The sequence below is a fragment of the Kineococcus auxinigenes genome (assembly GCF_050871525.1).
Classification (GTDB): domain Bacteria; phylum Actinomycetota; class Actinomycetes; order Actinomycetales; family Kineococcaceae; genus Kineococcus.
Genome location: NZ_JBKBCT010000012.1, coordinates 45916 through 63616, shown reverse-complemented (window position 1 = coordinate 63616; position 17701 = coordinate 45916). Strand labels below are relative to the sequence as shown.

At 75.8% G+C, this 17701-nt stretch carries 18 protein-coding genes and 1 tRNA gene; 9 read left to right on the top strand and 10 right to left on the bottom strand.

Annotated elements, in window-relative coordinates; all coding sequences use genetic code 11:
- Positions 1 to 87: 87 nt before the first annotated feature.
- The gene (locus tag ACRYR9_RS06180) at positions 88 to 423 is read right to left on the bottom strand and encodes a hypothetical protein (protein WP_432493670.1); all 336 of its coding nucleotides are present in this window, start codon (positions 421 to 423) and stop codon (positions 88 to 90) included.
- Between the two features lie 63 nt (positions 424 to 486).
- Positions 487 to 960, bottom strand: a complete 474-nt coding sequence (locus ACRYR9_RS06175; RefSeq protein ID WP_432493686.1) for a DUF4383 domain-containing protein — start codon at positions 958 to 960, stop codon at positions 487 to 489.
- Positions 961 to 1146: 186 nt separating this feature from the next.
- Between ACRYR9_RS06175 and ACRYR9_RS06170 the strand changes: the two genes are divergently transcribed.
- The 7 genes from ACRYR9_RS06170 (at position 1147) to ACRYR9_RS06140 (ending at position 9405) form a co-directional block, all read left to right on the top strand.
- Positions 1147 to 1626, top strand: coding sequence for a hypothetical protein (locus tag ACRYR9_RS06170; RefSeq protein ID WP_432493668.1), 480 nt, complete (start codon positions 1147 to 1149; stop codon positions 1624 to 1626).
- 166 nt (positions 1627 to 1792) lie between these two features.
- Positions 1793 to 2833 carry a LacI family DNA-binding transcriptional regulator gene (locus ACRYR9_RS06165; RefSeq protein WP_432493666.1) on the top strand — a complete coding sequence of 347 codons (1041 nt, stop codon included), beginning with the start codon at positions 1793 to 1795 and terminating at the stop codon, positions 2831 to 2833.
- Between the two features lie 74 nt (positions 2834 to 2907).
- Positions 2908 to 4266, top strand: coding sequence for an ABC transporter substrate-binding protein (locus ACRYR9_RS06160; RefSeq protein ID WP_432493664.1), 1359 nt, complete (start codon positions 2908 to 2910; stop codon positions 4264 to 4266).
- The gene (locus tag ACRYR9_RS06155; RefSeq protein ID WP_432493662.1) at positions 4266 to 5207 is read left to right on the top strand and encodes a carbohydrate ABC transporter permease; all 942 of its coding nucleotides are present in this window, start codon (positions 4266 to 4268) and stop codon (positions 5205 to 5207) included. Before ACRYR9_RS06160 ends, ACRYR9_RS06155 begins: the two co-directional genes overlap by 1 nt.
- Positions 5204 to 6130, top strand: coding sequence for a carbohydrate ABC transporter permease (locus ACRYR9_RS06150; protein ID WP_432493660.1), 927 nt, complete (start codon positions 5204 to 5206; stop codon positions 6128 to 6130). The genes ACRYR9_RS06155 and ACRYR9_RS06150 overlap by 4 nt, the downstream gene beginning before the upstream one ends.
- Positions 6127 to 7764: an FAD-dependent oxidoreductase gene (locus tag ACRYR9_RS06145; RefSeq protein WP_432493658.1), complete on the top strand. Its 1638-nt coding sequence runs from the start codon at positions 6127 to 6129 to the stop codon at positions 7762 to 7764. The genes ACRYR9_RS06150 and ACRYR9_RS06145 overlap by 4 nt, the downstream gene beginning before the upstream one ends.
- Before the next feature lie 9 nt (positions 7765 to 7773).
- The gene (locus ACRYR9_RS06140) at positions 7774 to 9405 is read left to right on the top strand and encodes an FAD-dependent oxidoreductase (protein WP_432493656.1); all 1632 of its coding nucleotides are present in this window, start codon (positions 7774 to 7776) and stop codon (positions 9403 to 9405) included.
- A gap of 47 nt (positions 9406 to 9452) precedes the next feature.
- Here ACRYR9_RS06140 and ACRYR9_RS06135 read toward each other — a convergent pair whose 3' ends face one another.
- From ACRYR9_RS06135 to ACRYR9_RS06125, 3 genes are all read right to left on the bottom strand, one after another.
- The gene (locus ACRYR9_RS06135) at positions 9453 to 10754 is read right to left on the bottom strand and encodes a cytochrome P450 (RefSeq protein WP_432493684.1); all 1302 of its coding nucleotides are present in this window, start codon (positions 10752 to 10754) and stop codon (positions 9453 to 9455) included.
- A 74-nt stretch (positions 10755 to 10828) separates the two neighbouring features.
- Positions 10829 to 11122, bottom strand: coding sequence for a GroES family chaperonin (locus ACRYR9_RS06130; RefSeq protein ID WP_432493682.1), 294 nt, complete (start codon positions 11120 to 11122; stop codon positions 10829 to 10831).
- A gap of 115 nt (positions 11123 to 11237) precedes the next feature.
- Positions 11238 to 11531, bottom strand: coding sequence for a DUF3618 domain-containing protein (locus ACRYR9_RS06125; protein ID WP_432493654.1), 294 nt, complete (start codon positions 11529 to 11531; stop codon positions 11238 to 11240).
- 162 nt (positions 11532 to 11693) lie between these two features.
- On the opposite strand from ACRYR9_RS06125, the gene bcp reads away from it, so the two are divergent.
- Both bcp and ACRYR9_RS06115 read left to right on the top strand, forming a co-directional pair.
- Positions 11694 to 12170 (top strand): thioredoxin-dependent thiol peroxidase, encoded by a 477-nt coding sequence (gene bcp, locus ACRYR9_RS06120; protein WP_432493652.1) that lies wholly within the window; start codon positions 11694 to 11696, stop codon positions 12168 to 12170.
- A gap of 66 nt (positions 12171 to 12236) precedes the next feature.
- Positions 12237 to 12318: transfer RNA gene (locus tag ACRYR9_RS06115), tRNA-Leu, on the top strand.
- Between the two features lie 54 nt (positions 12319 to 12372).
- Here the strand turns inward: ACRYR9_RS06115 and ACRYR9_RS06110 are convergent.
- The 5 genes from ACRYR9_RS06110 to ACRYR9_RS06090 form a co-directional block, all read right to left on the bottom strand.
- A complete protein-coding gene (locus ACRYR9_RS06110) occupies positions 12373 to 13368 on the bottom strand; it encodes an ATP-grasp domain-containing protein (protein ID WP_432493650.1) in 996 nt (331 codons plus the stop codon).
- A gap of 61 nt (positions 13369 to 13429) precedes the next feature.
- Positions 13430 to 14251, bottom strand: a complete 822-nt coding sequence (locus tag ACRYR9_RS06105; protein WP_432493648.1) for an anti-sigma factor — start codon at positions 14249 to 14251, stop codon at positions 13430 to 13432.
- Positions 14248 to 14829, bottom strand: coding sequence for an ECF RNA polymerase sigma factor SigK (gene sigK / locus ACRYR9_RS06100; protein WP_432493646.1), 582 nt, complete (start codon positions 14827 to 14829; stop codon positions 14248 to 14250). Before sigK ends, ACRYR9_RS06105 begins: the two co-directional genes overlap by 4 nt.
- Before the next feature lie 95 nt (positions 14830 to 14924).
- The gene (locus ACRYR9_RS06095; RefSeq protein WP_432493680.1) at positions 14925 to 15578 is read right to left on the bottom strand and encodes a fasciclin domain-containing protein; all 654 of its coding nucleotides are present in this window, start codon (positions 15576 to 15578) and stop codon (positions 14925 to 14927) included.
- 586 nt (positions 15579 to 16164) lie between these two features.
- Positions 16165 to 17640, bottom strand: coding sequence for a molybdopterin-dependent oxidoreductase (locus tag ACRYR9_RS06090; protein ID WP_432493644.1), 1476 nt, complete (start codon positions 17638 to 17640; stop codon positions 16165 to 16167).
- Positions 17641 to 17701 lie beyond the last annotated feature (61 nt).

The following is a 17701-nucleotide window of genomic DNA, read 5'->3' as shown; positions in this document are numbered from 1 at the left end:
CGGGGGGGTGGGGCGGGGGGCGGCGCGCCGGCCCCCCCCCCCCCCCAAAACCGTTCGCCCCGGCGGGGCGGGGGCACCGCGCCAGGGTCAGCGGGGCTGCGCCGGGTTCGTCGGGTCGCCGTGGGACGGGGGGTTGATCGGCGGGGCGTCGGTGGCGCCCAGGGCCGGCCCCTGCGGTGCGGGCGCGTGCTCGGGCTGGGCGGCGGCGGGGTTCCCGCCGGAGGGTTCCGCGCCGGCGGCGAGCTGGTCGGCCCGGGCCCGCAGGACCGTGAGCACCGGCTCGCGCGCGCCGTGGGCCTCCTCGTACACGATGAGGTCGCCCAGCCCGGCCGCGTCCAGCGAGCGGATGCGGTCGGTCAGCGTGGCCAGCGGCAGGTGGTCGTAGTCCGGCACGGGCAGCGCCGAACGCTCGTCGTTGCTCACGGTGTTCCCTTCCTCCGGTGGTGCGGGGCGGCCGCGCCCTCCGGGCGCGGCCGCGTTCGGCTCTCAGTGCTCCGACGCGGGCAGTTCCACGCGGCGCGGCAGGACCAGGCCGAGCAGGATCATGCCCACGGCCAGCACCAGGTGCAGCCAGTCGTCGGCGTTGTTCAGGGGCACGAAGTTGGCCTGGCTCTCCTCGGCGACGACGAGGCCGTAGATCCACAGCGCGGCGTACACGAGGCCGCCGACGATGAGGAAGCTGCGGGCGGCGCTCGCCGACTTGGCGGCGACGAGGCCGACCACGCCGAGGCCGAGGTGCAGCAGGTTGTGCAGGATCGAGACCATGAAGATCCCGAGCAGCATGGCGTGCGAGTCGGGGCCGGCCCACTCGAGCTGGTCGTAGTTCGTGGTGATGCCGGGGACGAACCCGGCGATGCCGACGACGACGAACATCGCGCCGACGATCAGGGAGCCGACCTGCACCGGGGAGCGGTGCGTGGATCGGGCGGTTCCGGTGCGGTTTCCAGTTCTGGTGGCCATGTCGAGTTCCTCCGGTTCACGGGCCGCGGTCGACGCGGTGCTCACGAGGCGCGTTCTCTCGGACCTCCCTCTCCACGGTAGGCAGGCGCGCGCGGGGGGCAACTCGGACGGGATCACGTTCGGGTCACGACGGGGCACGGAGCGCGGGCCGGGGCGGTGTCGCAGGGCGCTGGGAGGATGGGCGGCGTGAGCACCCCCGCCCGGAGCACCGACCCCGCCGTCCTGACCCGCGCCCTGACCGGCGCCGTGCGTGCGCTGGCCGCCGACGACGGCGAGGGGTTCGGCCGGGCGGGCGCCGTGCTGGCGGCCTTCGACGCCGACGCGGCCCGCACGGTGCTGGGGCGGGTGCTGCGCGGGGCGCTGGAGGAGCTGCACCCGGACGGCCTGGACGCCGACGACCTGCGGGCCGTGGTGCAGCGCTGCGCGCTCTCGGCGCCGGCGTGGTTCACGCCCCTGGACCCGCACCTGCTGGTGCTGGCGCTGACCGGTGCGCTGGGCGAGCACCCGGAGGTCGCCGAGACGCCCCGCGCCCCGCACGAGGCGGTGCTGCGGCACGCGCTGCTGCTGGTGGCCGACCTGGTGGCGGCCACCGGCCGCCCGCTGGCGCGGCACGTGGAGGCGGCGCTGGCGGAGGTGCGGCGCGCGGAGACGGTGGAGATGCCCTGAGGTGCTCCACCCGGAGCGGGAGCCGCGTTCCAGGTCCCCCGGGTCCTCCACGACCGTTCCCCCAGAGCGTTGACGTGGCTCCCGAACAGTGGTGGACTCGCTGCACGGCGGTCCTCATACGTACGAGGACCGTTCCCGCACCCTCGACACCGCCGTGGAGGATCCCGTGCCCAGCAGCACCCGGCCGAGCCAGCGCGACATCGCCCGCCTGGCCCAGGTGTCGCAGGCCGCGGTGTCGCTGGTCCTCACCGGCAAGGCGACCGAGAAGGGCATCGCCACGGCCACCCAGGAGAAGATCCGGGCCGCCATGGACTCCCTGGGCTACGTGCCCAACGCCGCCGCCCGGTCCCTGCGCGGGGGGCGCAACGGCCTGCTCGGGGTGCACACCTTCGAGCGGGTCTTCCCCGTGGCCACCGACGACTACTACCACGAGTTCCTCGTGGGCATCGAGGAGCAGGCCGTCGCCGAGGGGCAGGACCTCGTCCTGTTCGCCTCCACCCAGCTGCCGGACGGCACGCGCAGCGTCTACGGCCGCGGCTCCAACCGGCTGCGGCTGACCGACGGCGCGGTCGTCCTCGGTCGCGAGCGCAACGAGGAGGAGATGGAGCGCCTCGCGGTGGAGGGGTTCCCCTTCGTCCTGGTCGGCAACCGCGCAGGCGCGGTGACCCCCATGCCGTACGTCGCCGCCGACTACCCCACGGCCGTCACGGAGGTCCTGCGCGCGCTCGCCGTCGCGGGGCACCGGCGCCTGGCCTACCTGGGCATGGCCGCGCGGCGACGGCCGCAGGAGGAGCGCCTGCGCGCCTTCCGCGCGCTCGTCCCCGACACCGGCCTGACGTGCTCGGCCCCGCACCTGGTCGAGGCCGGCACCGTCGCGGACGCGTGGGTGGGGCGCGAGCTGGACGACGGGGTGACGGCCTTCGTCGTCGAGACCCCCGAGCACGCCGCCGAGCTGGCCGGCCTGCTGTGCGCGCGAGGGCTGGCCGTGCCCGTGGACGTCTCGGTGGCCTGCCTCGACGTGCCCGAGCCCGGGTCCGCGGCGGACGGCTGGAGCCACGTCGGCGTGGCGCGCCGCGCGATGGGCGCCCGGGCCGTGCGCGTCCTGCTGGGGCTGCTGGACGGCGGGCTGCCCCGCACCCACGTCGACGTCGTGCCGTGCTTGCCGCTGCGCGGCAACAGCATCGGCGCACCACCCACCACCCGCTGACCCCTCCCGGAGGAGCGCCCCGCTCCCCCCGCCGCTCGCGACGACGCAAGCCTCATACGAAACAGGAGGATCCCATGACCACCTCGGCCCCTCGCCGGCGCACCGTCCTCGGCGGCGCGCTCGGCACCTCGCTCCTCACCCTGCCCGGCTGCGCCTTCGCCGGCGACGACTCCGCCGAGGCCGGGAGCTCGGCGCCGTCCGGGCCCGCCGACCACCTCGTCGTCTGGTTCCCCGGCACCAACCAGACCGAGATCGACCTGGTCACGCAGGAGATCGTGCCCGCGTTCGAGGAGCGGACGGGCGCGACCGTCGACGTCACCTACCTCGACTGGGGTGACATGTCGACGAAGCTCAACGCGGCGTTCGCCGCAGGCACCGCGCCGGACGTGTTCGGGCACGGGCCGGCGGCCGTGGCCGACTTCGTCGTGAACGAGCGCCTGGAGGACCTGGACCCCTACCTGGAGCGCCTCGATGCCGCCGACCTGCAGGACATGGACGCGGCGCTGCCCGGCGGGCGGGTCGACGGGACCCAGTACCTCGTGCCCCTGTCGATCCAGGGCAGCCTCGTCACCTACCGGGCCGGCGACTTCCGCGAGGCGGGGCTGGATCCCGACGCCCCGCCGGCGACGTGGGAGGAACTGCTGGAGGTGGCTCGGCGCCTCACCGTGCGGGACGGCTCGGGTGCCGTCACCCGCAGCGGCCTGCTGCTGATGAGTGACGCCATCGGACGGCAGCAGTCCTTCGCCGCGCTGCTCGCCTCCGCCGGCGGGGAGCAGGTCAGCGGGTCCTCCCCGGCCACGGCCGAGTTCGACTCACCGGCCGGCGTCACCGCCCTGGACTACTTCACGAGCCTCTTCCACGGCGACCCCGCCGTGTCGGCCGACCTGGGCCAGAACTACTCCGACTCCCCCGTCGAGCAGCAACCGCTCGTCACGGGCCGGGCGTCGATGACCATGAGCACCGCGGTCAGGGCGCAGTCGATGCACGATGCCCACCCCGAGCTGGACCTGCGGGTGATGCCGCCGCTGGCGTTCCGCGGCGGCGATCCCGGCGTCCTCGGCGGCGCCGGTCCCGGCTTGATGATCAACAAGGACTCCGCCGCCAAGGAACTCGGCTGGGAGTTCATCAGCTACCTGCTGCAGCCGGAGATCAGCAGCCGGTACACGCAGGGCATCGGTGCGATCCCGCTGCGCGAATCCTCCGTCGACGACCCGTACGTCCAGGACTCCCCCGTCATGACCGCGTTCGTGCGGGCGGCCGACGCGTGGGTGCCCAACCCCAACGTCCCCGGGTGGGTGCAGGCCCGCGACACCCTGTCGCAGTTCCTCGAGCGGGCGCTGAACGAGCAGTCGAGCCCGCAGGACGCCCTCGCCCAGGCGGCTCCGGCCGTCGACGAGGTCCTCGCCAAGGCGGCCCGGGCGGGTGGTGCCTGATGGCGGCCGTCACCGCCCCGGCCACCGGGACCGCGACCACCGCCGCGCCGCCGCGCCGGCGCGGCGGGCGTGGCCGGCGCACCGGAGCTCGCTGGATCGGGCTGGCCTTCGTCGCACCGGCTGCCCTCTACCTCGTCGTCTTCCAGTTCGTGCCCGTGCTGTACGGGCTGACGCTGAGCTTCACGGAGTACTCCCCGCTCAGCCGGGGGGCACCCCGGCCGGTGGGGTGGGCGAACTACGCGGCCCTGCTGGAGGACCGGGAGTTCGCCCGGGCGCTGCTGGTCACCGGCGAGTACGTCCTGATGGTCCTCCCGGTCACCGTCGCGCTCGCGCTGGTGCTGGCGCTGCTGGCGAACCGGCCGTTCCGCGGCGTCGGCGCCTTCCGCTCGGCGCTCTACGTACCGCACATCGTCTCCCTGACCGTGGTGAGCATGGTGTGGTTGTGGATGTACAGCCCCGACGGGCTGTTCAACGAGTGGCTGACCGGGCTCGGCCTGGCGGAGCAGCGCTGGCTGCTGCAGGAGGACACGGCGCTCGCGGCCGCCTCGGCGATGCGCGTGTGGAAGGCCCTGGGCAGCAACATGGTGCTGCTCTTGGCCGGCCTGCAAGGGATTCCGCGGGAGCTGTACGAGGCGGCGTCGATGGACGGCGCCGGCGCCTGGAACAGGTTCCGCTACGTGACGCTGCCGGGTCTGCGGCCGATGCTCACCTACGTGGTGGCCATGGACATCATCTACCTGTCGCAGGGCTTCGCCGAGATCTACGTCCTGACCCAGGGCGGCCCGCTCGGCTCCACCACCACGGTGAACTACCTCATCTACACCGAGGCGTTCCAGTACAACAGCTTCGGGTCCGCCTCGGCCATGGCGTTCGTCCTGTTCGCCTTCATCGTGTCCTTCTCCGGGCTGGCCGTCCGGGGCGTCTCCGGGAGGAAGTCGTGAGCACCGCCACCGCCGAGGGCCGCACCGGCGCCCCCGGCGCACCCACCGCCGGCCGCGCCCGCGGGCCGGCCCGACGGCACGCCGCGGCGACGAACGTCGTGCTGCTGGCGACGGCCACGGTCCTCGTCCTGATCCCCTTCCTGTGGGTGATCAGCCTGGCGTTCACCCCGAGCGAGGACGCCTTCGGCGCCCCGCAACTCCTGCCCGAGAAGCCGACCCTGCAGAACTTCGGCACCGCCTGGGACGCGAACCTCGGGCAGGCCCTGTGGAACACCACCGTCGTGACGGTCGTCGCCGTCCTCGCCAACGTGGTGTTCGCCACCGCCGCCGGGTACGCGTTCGCCATGCTCCCCTTCCGGGGCAGCACGATGCTCTTCTACGGCCTGGTGTCGACCGCCGCGATCCCCGTCTCCGTGACGCTCATCCCGCTGTTCCTCATGGCCAAGCAGTTCCCGCTGGCCGGCGGCAACGACCTGCTCGGGCACGGCGGCAGCGGGCTGCTGGACTCCCTCGGCGGTGTCGTGCTGCCGTACGTCATCGGGCCCATGAACATCTTCCTGGCCCGGCAGTACTTCGCCTCGGCCAACCCCGACCTCGCCGAGGCGGCCCGCATCGACGGCGCCGGTGAGGTCCGCATCTTCACGCGGATCTACCTGCCGCTGGCCAAGCCGCTGCTGGCGGTCGTCTCGATCTTCGCGTTCACCGGGGTGTGGGACGACTTCCTGTGGCCGCTGGTGGTGACCACCTCGGCCGAGACGCAGACCGTCCAGCTGGCCCTGGCCCGTTTCCTGGCCAGCGGCAACGTGCAGTACGGGCCGCTGATGGCCGGCGCCGTGCTCATCACGCTGCCGGTGCTCGCGGTCTTCCTGTTCAACCAGCGGGCGTTCGTCTCCGGCCTGACCGACGGGAGCGTGAAGGGGTGAAGACCCTCACCGCCGACCTGCTGGTCCTGGGCGGGGGCCTGGGCGGCGTGGCCGCCGCGCTGACCGCCACCCGGCTCGGGCGACGCGTCGTGCTCGTCGAGCGCTCCGACTGGCTGGGGGGCCAGCTGACCACCCAGGCCGTCCCGCCCGACGAACACCGGTGGATCGAGGGCGAGCACTCCTCCCCCGCCTACCGGAAGCTGCGCGAGCTGATCCGCGAGCACTACCGGCGCGCCTACCCGCTGCGCCCGGCGGCCGCCGCCGACCCCCTGCTCAACCCCGGCCTGGGGTACGTCTCGCGGCTGTGCTGCGAACCCCGCGTCGCCGCCCTGGCGGTGGAGGAACTGCTGTCCCCGGCGCAGGGCGCCGGGCTGCTCACCGTGCTGCGGCGCACGGCCACCACCGCGGTGCACCGCGAGGGCGAGCGCATCGGCGAGGTCCTGGTGCACGACCTCGGCGACGGCCGACCCACCCGCCTGCTCGCCCCGCTGGTCGCCGACGCCACCGAGCTCGGCGACGTCCTGGAGCTGGCCGGGGTCGAGCACGTGATCGGTGCGGAGTCGCGCGCGCGAACCGGCGAACCGCACGCCCCCGACGTCGCCGACCCGCTGGACCAGCAGGCGGTCACCTGGTGCTGCGCCCTGGAGTTCCGCGCCGGCGAGGACCACGTGATCGAGCGCCCCGCCGGGTACGAGCACTGGCGCAGCACGCACGACCCGCGCTGGCCCGGGCCCCAGCTGTCCTTCGACGACGTGGTGCCGGAGACCCTCGCCCGGCGCACCCGCCCGCTGTTCGCCGCCGACCCGGTGCTGGGCGAGCGGCAGCCGCAGCGCGACCTGTGGCAGTACCGCCGCCTGCTGGCCCGCGCGCAGCTGGCCCCCTCCTTCCGCGGCGGGGAGGTCACCTGCGTGAACTGGCCGCAGACCGACTACTGGGAACTGCCGCTGCTGGGCGTGGACGGCGCCACCCGCGAGCGCGCGCTGGCCGGCGCCCGGGACCTGACGCTGTCCTTCGTGCACTGGCTGCAGACCGAGGCGCCGCGCCACGACGGCGGGACCGGGTACCCGGAGCTGCGGCTGCGCGGCGACGTCACCGGGACCGCCGACGGCCTGGCCAAGGAGGTGTACGTCCGCGAGGCCCGGCGCATCGTCGCGGAGCGGACCGTCACCGAGCTGGACGTCGGCCGGCAGGCCCGCGGCGACGGTGCGGGCTCCGCGGAGTTCCCCGACACCGTGGGCACCGGCTACTACCGCATCGACCTGCACCCGTCCACGTCCGGGCGCACCTACGTCGACATCGACTGCTTCCCCTTCCAGGTGCCGCTCGGCGCGCTGCTGCCCCGCGGCGTCGACAACCTGCTGGCGGCGGCCAAGAACATCGGCACCACGCACGTCACCAACGGGGCCTACCGGCTGCACCCCGTGGAGTTCACCGTCGGCGAAGCCGTCGGGGCGCTGGCCGCCTACTGCGACGAGCACCGCGCGCTGCCGGCGCAGGTCCGCGCCGATCCGCAGCACCTGGCGCGGTACCAGCGGCTGCTGGCCGGGACCCTCGGGGTGCCGCTGGCCTGGCCCGAGGAGATCCGCCGGTTCTCCGCCACCCACGACGTCACCCGCGTCACCACCCCCGCCTGAGGAGATCCCGTGCAGCGCAGCACCACCCGGCACGACCGGCAGCCCGACGTCCTCGTCGTCGGCGGCGGGACCGGGGGTGTCGCCGCCGCGCTGGCCGCCGCCGGCGCGGGCGCCCGCGTCCTGCTCACCGAGGAGACCACCTGGATCGGCGGGCAGTTCACCAGCCAGGCGGTGCCCCCCGACGAGCACCCGTGGATCGAGCAGTTCGGCGCGACCCGCAGCTACCGGCGGTTGCGCGAGGGGATCCGGCAGCACTACCGCACCTGGTACCCGCTGCGGGCCGGCGCAGCCCGCCGGCCCGACCTCAACCCGGGCGCCGGCCGCGTCAGCAAGCTGTGCCACGAGCCGAGGGTCGCGCTGGCCGTCCTGCACGCGATGCTGGGTCCGCTGGTGGCCGCGGGGCGCCTGGAGGTCGCGCACCGGACCCGGGCCAGCGCGGTGCACGTCGACGGCGACCGCGTCACCGCCGTCACCCTCACCGACCTCGACACCGGCGCCGAGCGCACCGTCGAGGCCGCCTACGTCCTGGACGCCACCGAGGGCGGCGACCTGCTGGCCCTGGGCGGCGTGGAGCACGTCAGCGGTGCCGAGGCGCGTTCCGAGCACGGCGAGCCGCACGCGCCGGACGTCGCCGACCCGGCGGACCAGCAGGGCATCACGGTGACCTTCGCGGTCTCCCACCACGCCGGGGAGGACCACACCGTGGAGCGTCCCCGCGACTACGGGTTCTGGCGCAGCTACTCCCCCGGGCACTGGGGCGGGCCGCTCCTGTCGATGACCGCACCGGACCCGCGAACCCTGGAGCGGGTGCAGCGCACCTTCGTGCCCCACCCCGACGAGGACCCGCTGATCGAGCGGGCCGACCAGTCCAAGGACCCCGGCGACAAGGACCTGTGGCGGTTCCGGCGGCTGCTCGCCCGCGGCATGCACGAACCCGGCGCCTTCGACTCCGACGTGGTGCTCGTCAACTGGCCGATGAACGACTACTGGGAACTGCCCTGGGCGGTCGACGACCCGGCGGCGCGCGCGGCGGCCGAGGACGGCGCCCGCCAGCTGTCGCTGTCGCTGCTGCACTGGCTGCAGACGGAGCTGCCCAACCCCGACGGGTCCACGGGGCTGCCGGGCCTGCGGATCCGCCCCGACGTGACGGGCACCCCCGACGGCCTCGCGATGGCGCCCTACGTGCGCGAGTCGCGCCGGATCCGGGCGCTGCGGACCGTCACCGAGAACGACGTCGCCCTGGACGTCGTCGGGCCCGGCGGCGGCACCCGCCACGAGCAGCCGGTGGGGGTCGGCAGCTACCGCATCGACCTGCACCCCTCCACCGGCGGGCGCGGCTACGTCGACGTCGCCAGCGTGCCGTTCGAGATCCCGCTGGGCGCGCTCCTGCCGGTCCGGGTGGAGAACCTGCTGCCCGCGGCGAAGGACCTGGGCACCACGCACGTGACCAACGGGTGCTTCCGGCTGCACCCGGTGGAGTGGAACGTCGGGGAGGTCGCCGGGCACCTCGCGGCGTTCGCCGTGCGCACGGGGCGCACGCCGCGGCAGGTCCAGGCGTCCGGCGAGGCCTTCGAGGAGTTCGCGGCCGTCCTGGACCGGGCCGGCGTCGAGCGGCGCTGGCCCGACCTGAGCGGCTACTGACGGGGCCACCGCCGGCCGGCTCGGGGCTGCTGCCGCGCGGGGGCTCCTCAGCCGCGCGGCTCGACGAGCAGCCGCAGCCCGCCGCGCGGGCGCAGCGAGACCAGCGCCTCCACCCGCGCGCGCCGCCCGGGCACCGGGCGCACCGCGCGGTCGCGCAGCAGCGCCGCCAGGACGAACACCTCCTCCACCAGGGCGAGGTCGCGGCCGATGCACTGGCGCGGCCCGGCGCCGAACGGCGCGTAGGCGTCGCGGCGCGGGGCGTCCAGGAAGCGCTCGGGGCGGAACTGCTCCGGTGAGGGCCAGGCGCCCGGGTGCCGGTGCAGCGCCCAGGTGCTGACGATGACGAGGGTCCCGGCGGGCACCGGCACCCCGGCCAGCACGTCGTCGGCCAGCGCCCGCCGGGTGATCACCCACGCCGGCGGGTACAGCCGCAGCGACTCGTCCACCACGGCGCGCGCGTAGCGCAACCGGGGCAGGTCCTCCCAGCGGGGTTCGCGGGCGGCACCGGGCGGGCCCAGCACGGCGGCCAGCTCGGCCTGCAGGCGGCGCTGCGCGGACGGCTCGCGCGCCAGCAGGTCCAGCGTCCACGTCAGCGAGGAGGCCACCGTCTCGTGGCCGGCGACGACGAACGTGACGAGCTCGTCGCGCACCTCCTGCGCGCTCATCCCGGCGTTGAGCATCAGGGCGACCACGTCGGTGGCGCCCGGGTCGACGCCCCGCGCCCGGCGCTCGGCCAGGACCCGCGCGCACACCTCGTCGATCTCGGCCACGGCCGCGGCCAGCGCCCGCCGCGAGCGGGTGGGCCAGGACGCCGGCACCGGCGAGGCCGCGCGCGCCACCACCAGCTCCAGCGCCTCGCCCACCGCGTCCACCAGCCGCGGCGCCACCCCGGACAGGTCCGCGGCGGCCAGGGTGCGCCCCACGACCTCCAGGGAGGCGCGCGAGACGGCGCCGACCACGTCCAGCGACCGCCCCGGCGGCAGGGCGTCCACCTCGGCGCGCAGCGTGCGCGCGGCGCCCACGGCGTGCTCCGCGACGGCGTCCAGGGAGCCGTGGTGGAAGGCCGGCTGCAGGGTGCGCCGGTGCGCGCGCCAGGTCGGCCCGTCGCCGGCGAGCAGGCCGGGCCCGGTCACGGCCGCCAGCGCCGTGTACTGCACGGTCGCCTTGCCGTAGCCGCGGGTGTTGTCCACCAGGACCCGGCGCACCCCCGCCGGGTCGTTGAGGACCAGCACGGGGGTGCGCGGCAGGGGGATCGCGGCGGTGTCGCCGTGGCGGCGCACCAGGCCGGCGAGGAACTCGTGCGGGGCGCGGCGGATGGCGGGCACCGAGCGGACCATCTCCCACGGCAGCGGGCCGTCGGTGTCCAGCGGGGTGTAGCGGGCGTTGCGGCGCTCCGCCCCGGCGCGCTGCGCAGCTGCGGGGTTCAGAGGTAGAGCCCGGTCTGCCCGTCCTCCACGCGGGGGGCGGCGACGGCGTGCAGGTCGCGCTCGCGCAGCAGCACGTACCCCTTGCCGGTCAGCTCCACCTCGGCCTTGTCCTCGGGGTCGAACAGGACGCGGTCGCCGGTCTGGACCTGCCGCACGTGCGGGCCCACGGCCATCACCGACGCCCACGCCAGGCGGCGCCCCACGGCGGCGGTGGCGGGGATGACGATGCCCGCGGACGACTTGCGCTCGCCGGCGTCGTCGGCGGCCACCAGCACGCGGTCGTGCAGCATGCGGACGGGCAGGCGGGAGGCGTCGGCGGGCGTGCTCACGGGCCGAACGGTAGCGCCCCCGCAGCCGGGTCGGCTCGGGGGCGCTGCACGCCCGCGGGCGTGGTGGGGCGGGTGGTCAGCGGCGCCTGCTGCGCACCGCCCGCACCACCAGCAGGGTCGTCACGCCCAGCACCACCGCACCCACGGCCGCCAGTCGGCCGGTGCGGGGCGAGCCGTCCGGCGCGGTCGCGAACCCCTTCACCTTCTCGCGGGCGGAGGCCAGGGCCCGCGCCTTGATCGCGTCGGGCTGGAGCCGGTCGTTCAGCTCGTCGAGCGTGCCCGCCAGCTGCGCCCTGCGCAGCTCGATCTCGCGCTCCAGGGCGCGCGGGTCGCTCGTGGTGATCTCGGCCTTGCCGTCGCTGGCCGTCACGGCCACCTCCTGCCCGTCGCACGGGTCGTCTCCTGCCGGGGGTGCGTGCCGCCCGGCGCAGCTGCTCGCCGGAGCCCGGGCGGGTCCGGCCGTCCGCCGAACCGTACCGGAGCGGCCCCACCCCGGCCCGCCCGGCGCACCCCGCGCGGTTAGCGTGCGCGCATGACGACCCGCCTCGCCCCCGGCGACCCCGCCCCCGACTTCACCCTGCCCGCGCACGACGGCGGCACCGTGACGCTGTCGCAGCTGCGCGGCCAGAGCGTCGTCGTGTACTTCTACCCGGCCGCGATGACGCCCGGCTGCACCACGCAGGCCTGCGACTTCCGCGACTCCCTCGACGCGCTGAACGCCTCCGGCCACCGGGTGCTGGGCGTCTCCCCCGACCCGGTGGCGAAGCTGGCGACGTTCGCCGAGCGCGACGGGCTGACCTTCCCGCTGCTGTCCGACACCGGCCACGAGGTCCTCGAGGCGTACGGGGCGTGGGGGGAGAAGACGAACTACGGGCGCACCTCCGTGGGCGTGATCCGCTCCACGGTCGTCGTCGGCCCCGACGGGCTGGTCGCCCTGGCCCATTACAACGTCCGGGCGAGCGGGCACGTGGCCAAGCTGCGCCGCGACCTGGGCCTGGACGCGGCCTGAGCGCGCCGGGCGGCGGGCTCGGCCTCGTCGGGGCCCCGCGCGCTGGGCTAGGCTCGCTCGTCGCGAGCGGGAGTGGTGTAACTGGCAGCCACGCAGGATTTAGGTTCCTGTGCCTCCGGGCGTGCGGGTTCGAGTCCCGCCTCCCGCACGGCGGGGCCCGCGCGCCCCGCCCGGCGCACGCGCGCCGGGCGGGGGGCCTGCCTCAGGAGCCCGCGCCGCTGCGCTGCTGCAGCAGCCGCCCGGTGTACCGGGCGATCTCGCGCGGTCCGGAACGGGGCGCCGCGGCGTCCACGGCCGCGTTGTAGTTGGTGTTGGTGTTGACGTCGTAGGTGACGACCCGCCCGTCGGCGGTGGTGATGAACTCCACGCCGGCGATCTCGATGCCGTTGCGCCGCAGGAAGTCCGCGTACCGGGCGAGGACGGGGTGCTCGAACCCCTCGCGCAGCGAGAAGATCGTCTCCCCCGGTTCCTGCGCGATCGTCGCACCCGGCGGCAGCACGGGCCGGCCGGTGTCGGGGTCGATGGCGCAGGCGTCCGCCGGGCACAGCTGGAACCCGCCGCGGGCGGTGTCGGCGCGCAGCGCGTACAGGAACTCCCCGCCCACGAACTCGGCCCGCGTGACGCTGTCGTCGGCGGAGGCGACGAACTCCTGCAGCAGCCACACCCCGTCGAACGGCTCCTCCAGCCCCCCGGAGGCCAGGGTGTCGGCGAACTCCTCGTACCCGGAGAAGCGCGCCACCCCCAGGCCCTTGCCGCCCTGGGAGTGCTTGGTGACGAAGGGCCCGCCGACGCGCTCGGCGAAGCGGCGGGCGGCGGCGGCCAGGTCGGCGCCGACGACGGCGGTGGTGCGGGGCACCTCGATCCCGGCCGCGGCCAGCGCGGTCAGCTGCGCCACCTTGCTCAGCTCCAGCTCCAGCACCGCGCGGCCGTTGACGGTGCGGGCGCCGGCGGCGTCCAGCCAGGACAGCACCGCGCGGGTGTGCGCCACGGAGGCGGTGTGCTCGCGGGTGTGCGCCGACGCCGACATGCGCGACCACCACACGCCCGGCGCGGGCACCTCGGCCAGGTCCAGCTCCCCGCCGGCCAGGACGTGCTCGACGAGGGGCACGCCCTCGGCGGCGAACGCCTCGCGGAAGGGCGGCATCCACTCGGGGTTCTCGTGCAGGACGTGGACGGCGGGCTCGGGGGGAGTGCTCACGCACCGATCCTGCCCCGCGCCGCGGCCGGCGGCGACCCACCCCGCTCACGACCCACCTCCCTCAGGCGGGCAGCGGGGCCACCACCACGGGCGTCGTCGTCGGCTGCCGCGAGCCGCCGGCGGGTTCCACCGACAGCCCCAGCGCCGTCGCCGCCCCCAGGCCCTCGACCAGTGCCACGGCCGGTCCGTCCTGCTCCCCCGCTCCCGGCAGCATCCCGGCCGGCGTGACGCCCTGGTCGTGCACCAGCCACAACTGGTAGGCGTGCCCCTCCCCCGGCGCGGGCAACCCCGCGGTCACCACGGCCGCGCGGTCCCCGGCGCGCACCACGGTCGCGCTGCCCCCGCTGGACGCCTGGACCGTCACGCTCTCCCCCGACGCCACCAGCGCCGCCACCTGCTCCAGGGTCTCCTGCGCGTCCTGCCGCTGCTGGAGCTGCGCGGCGGCGACCTGGCGCGCCCGCTCGGCGTCCGAGCGGGCGTCCAGCGCCACCCCGGTGCCCACGGCCGCCACGACGATCCCCGCGGCCGCCACCAGGGCAGCCCACCGGGACGGCCCGCGGCGCGAACGCCGGGCCGCGGCCAGCCCCGCGACGGGCGAGGGGCCGGCGGGGGGTTCCTGCGGCGTCCGGGCGATGGCCGCGAGCACGTCGGCGCGCAGCCGTGCGGGCGGCGGCACCGCGGCGGCCGCACCCAGCAGGGACGCGGCCTCGCGCAGCTCGTCCGCGGCCCGCCGCTCGGCGGGGTCGCGGCGCAGGCGCTCCTCGTAGGCGGCGCGCTCGTCGTCGTCCAGGGCGTCCAGGGCCCAGGCGCCGGCCAGCGCCTCGTCGTCGCCGGGGACCGGCCCGTCGCCGGGGCGCCGCTCCCGCTCGTCGCGCTCGTTCACGACCGCACCCCCATCGCGTCCCGCAGCTTCAGCAGGGCGTCGCGCAGCCGCGTCTTCACCGTGCCCAGCGGCAGGTGCAGGTCCTCGGCGATCTGCCGGTGCGTTCGCCCGCCGTAGTACGCCAGGTCCACGGCCTCGCGCTGCACGGGGCTGAGGACGCCGAGGGCGCGCTGCACCTCCTCGCGCTCGAGCAGCACCTCGACCTCCTCGCTGACGCTGTCGTAGGGGGCTTCCTCCCGGACGCCGTAGCGCTCCTCGCGCGAGGAACCGGCCTGGCTGGAACGGACGCGGTCCACCGCGCGCCGGTGGGCCATCGTCACCACCCAGCCACGGGCGCTGCCGCGCCCCGGGTCGAAGCGGGCGGCGGTCCGCCACGCCTCCAGGAACACCTCCTGCACGACCTCCTCGGACTGCGCCGGGTCGCGCAGCACCCGCAGGACCGTGCCGTGCACGGCCGCGGCCGTCGCGTCGTAGAACGCGGCGAAGGCGGCCTGGTCCCCGCGGGCGGCCGCGGCCAGCGCGGCGTCCGCGTCGCCGGGTCCCGCGGCGCCGGCGGCGCGGGGACGGGAGGTGGTCATCGCGCCCACTGTCCCACCTCCCCTCCCCGCGGACGAACCGGTGCCGGAACCCGTCGGGCCCGGAGCATCAGGCCGGGGGCATCAGGCCGGGGGCATCAGGCCGGGGGCATCAGGACGGAGTCGACCAGGTAGACGGTCGCGTTCGCGGTCTGCACGCCACCGCAGACGACCACCGCGTCGCCGTTCACCGTCAGCGACTCCGGCTCACCGGAGACGGTGACCTCCGCGCCCTGCAGGGTCGTGTGTGTGCCGACGACCTCCTCGGGGCTCAGCCGCCCCTGCACCACGTGGTAGGTGAGGATCGACTGCAGCGTCGCGCTGTCGGTCTTCAGGGTCTCCAGCGTCTGGGCCGGGACCTGGGCGAACGCGTCGTCGACGGGGGCGAACACGGTGTACTCGCCGTTGTTGAGGTCGTTGACGAGGTTCACGTCGGGGTTCAGCTGCCCCGAGACCGCCGCGGTCAGCGTGGTCAGCAGCGGGTTGTTCGACGCCGCCGTGGCCACCGGGTCCGCGGCCATGCCGCCCACCGACGCGGGACCGGACGCGTTCGCCGCCGCGTAGTCGGCGCAGCCCGGGCCGACAGGCCCGCTCATCGCCGCGGCGTCCATCGACTCCGACGCGCTGGGCATCGACGAGCTCGACGACGAGCTGCTCGACGAGCCGGCCATCGCCTCCTCACCTGCGGTGGAGGCGGTGTCGCTGCCGCCGCAGGCGGCCAGGCCCAGGGTCGCGGTCGCCACGAGGGCCATCAGGGTTCCGGTGCGCTTCACGGGGGTTCCTTCCTCAGGGCTTCCCGGCCGGAGTTCCCGGCCGGTCGTTCACCAGGGGTTCGGAACCGGAGCGGCGATGGATTGGGGGGTTTTCGCCGTCGCCCGATCGCACCGACGAAACCTTCGCGGCCGGTGAGCCCCGGTGGCCGGGTGACGGTGGTGAGGGTTTCCCGGCCGGGCTCTCCGCTCGCGCCGTCACCTGCGCGCACCACGGGAGGTTTCCGCCGGCGCGAGCTCCGGACGCCCGGCCGAGAACTCCTCCCCACCGTCTGCGCGTCCCGTCACCTGCACGACCGGGATCGAACACCTCGGCAGCAACGGAGTCTTGCGCGCTGGACCGGACGAGTACGGGGCAGGAGGTGGGCGAAGGATGGGCGCCGAGGAACGGTGGGGGTGGAGGCCGGCGGGGTGGTGCGGGTGCCGGGCGTCCGGAGCCCGCCCCGCGCGAGGACGGGAGCCATGCGGTCGGGAGCGGGCGGAGAGCCCGGCACCCGCACCACCCCGCCGGCCGGCCGAGGACCCGGCCACGGCAACGCGAGAACCCGGGAAGCCAGGAACCCGGGAACTACTCGACCGTCACCGTGACCGAGTCGTACCCGCTGGAACCGTTCGGGATCGGCGCCACCACCTCGTCCGTCTGCGGCGTCCCCGTCGCGTCGGTGGCCCGCACCTCCAGCACGTGCCCGCCGGGTTCGGCGTCCCAGTCGAACACCCACTGGCACCAGGTGTCCTCCGACACCGACGGCAGCACCCTGGCCGGTTCCCACTCGCCGCGGTCGACCCGCACCTCCACGGCGCTGACGCCGCGGTCCTGCGCCCAGGCGACGCCGGCGACGGGGACCCGGCCGGCGCGGACCGTCGCGAAGGAGCGGGGGACGTCGATGCGGGAGGCGGTCTTGACCGGTGCGCGCTCGGCCCAGCCGCGGTCGGTCCAGTACGCCGTCTTCTCCGCGAACCGGGTGACCTCGAGGTCGGTGACCCACTTGCACGCCGAGACGAACCCGTACAGGCCGGAGATCACCATGCGGACGGGGAACCCGTGCTCGCGGGGCAGCGGCTCGCCGTTCATGCCGACGACGAGCAGCGCGTCGCGGCCGTCGGTCGCCTCGGCCAGCGGCGCGGACAGCGTGAAACCGTCGGCGCTGGTGGCGAACAGCATGTCGGCGCCGTCGCGCACCCCGGCGCGGGCCAGCAGGTCGGCCAGCGGGTACCCCAGCCACTTCGCGTTGCCGACGTAGTCGCCGCCGACCTCGTTGCTGACGCAGGTGAGGGTGATCCACCGCTCGACCAGTGGCAGGGAGAGCAGGTCGTCGAAGGTGAGGGTGAGTTCCCGCTCGACCATGCCGTGCAGCCGCAGCGTCCAGTCCTGCGCGCGCAGGTCGGGCACGACGAGGGCGGTGTCGATGCGGTAGAAGTCGCGGTTGCCGGTGGCGTACGGGGTCAGGCCGGTGGCGACGAGCCGGGCCGGGTCGGCGCCGGCGGGCACGGGCGGGGCTGCTTCGGCCGGGGCGGGCAGGACGACGCCCGCGCGCGACTCCTCGGCGCCGCGGGCGCCGGTCAGGACGCGGCCCGCTCCCCCGGTGGCCAGACCGGCGGCGGCCACCCCGCCGAGCAGGAGCGCGCGGCGGCGGGGCCCCTCGGCCCGGCCACCGGGTGCCAGGCGGCGCGTCAGCAGGGTGAGGGCGTACGCGCCGGCGGCGGCACCGAGGACGGAGGGCAGCGGGGACAGGGCGGTGGCGTCGGGGCGGGTCGCGGCCGCCAGGACCCCGACGACGCCCAGCAGCCCCACCACGCCGACGCCGAGCGCGAGGCGGCGGCGGGCGAGGACGCCCGCGGCGGCGGCCAGCAGGACGACGAGCACGGCGATGGTGCCCAGCAGCACCGCCTTGTCCGCGGTGCCGAACGCGCTGATCGCGAACTCCTTGACGGGTGCGGGCACCCGGTCCACGACGGCGTCGCCCACGACGACGAGGGGGGCCGCCGAGGGGGACAGCCCGCGCAGCGGCAGACCCGCCACCAGCTGCCCCGCCCCGAACGTCACGCCGGCGGCGAGGACCCCGGACAGCGCCGCGAGACCGGCTGCGCGGGGCCGTGGCCCCGTG

Bases quoted from the DNA above. Each gene is read 5' to 3' on its own strand.
- ACRYR9_RS06175 (WP_432493686.1), bottom strand. From the start codon at position 960: ATGGCCACCAGAACTGGAAACCGCACCGGAACCGCCCGATCCACGCAC.
- ACRYR9_RS06160 (WP_432493664.1), top strand. From the start codon at position 2,908: ATGACCACCTCGGCCCCTCGCCGGCGCACCGTCCTCGGCGGCGCGCTC.
- ACRYR9_RS06155 (WP_432493662.1), top strand. From the start codon at position 4,266: ATGGCGGCCGTCACCGCCCCGGCCACCGGGACCGCGACCACCGCCGCG.
- ACRYR9_RS06130 (WP_432493682.1), bottom strand. From the start codon at position 11,122: ATGCTGCACGACCGCGTGCTGGTGGCCGCCGACGACGCCGGCGAGCGC.
- bcp (WP_432493652.1), top strand. From the start codon at position 11,694: ATGACGACCCGCCTCGCCCCCGGCGACCCCGCCCCCGACTTCACCCTG.
- sigK (WP_432493646.1), bottom strand. From the start codon at position 14,829: ATGACCACCTCCCGTCCCCGCGCCGCCGGCGCCGCGGGACCCGGCGAC.
- ACRYR9_RS06095 (WP_432493680.1), bottom strand. From the start codon at position 15,578: ATGGCCCTCGTGGCGACCGCGACCCTGGGCCTGGCCGCCTGCGGCGGC.